The sequence below is a fragment of the uncultured Serinicoccus sp. genome, assembly GCF_947487915.1.
Lineage (GTDB): Bacteria > Actinomycetota > Actinomycetes > Actinomycetales > Dermatophilaceae > Ornithinicoccus.
Genome location: NZ_CANKYH010000038.1, coordinates 1 through 428 on the forward strand (window position 1 = coordinate 1; position 428 = coordinate 428).

General features: G+C 70.3%; 1 protein-coding gene. It reads left to right on the forward strand.

Features of this window, described 5'->3' with window-relative positions; genetic code table 11:
* Window positions 1-5: 5 nt before the first annotated feature.
* Window positions 6-428, forward strand: a 423-nt coding sequence (locus tag Q0795_RS17125; protein ID WP_366942478.1) for a transposase, incomplete at its 3' end; no start/stop codon positions are given.

Consider the following 428-nt stretch of genomic DNA (forward strand, 5'->3'; position numbering starts at 1 on the left):
GGATCCTGGCCGATGTCGGCGACGTCGCCCGGTTCCCCACCCGGGCGCGGTTCGCGTCCTGGACCGGGACCGCACCGTTGGACGCCTCTTCTGGGCAGCAGGTCCGCCACCGCCTGTCCCGGGCGGGGAACAGGCGGATGAACCACGTGCTGCACATCGCCGCGACCGTGCAGCTGCGTAACGCCACTAAGGGCCGGGCCTACTTCGACCGCAAGGTCGCCGACGGCAAGACATCGATGGAGTCGCTGCGCGCGCTGAAGCGGCGCCTGTCGGACGTGGTGTACCGCCAGCTCCTCGCCGACGCCATGCCGCTTCAGACCAAAGACGTCGAGGCGGGTCCGGGAGGGCACCGCGGGGCGTCTGAGGTATCCAGCGCGACCGACCTTCCCCCGCACATCGGCACTTCGGATCAGCCACTTCCCGGACCC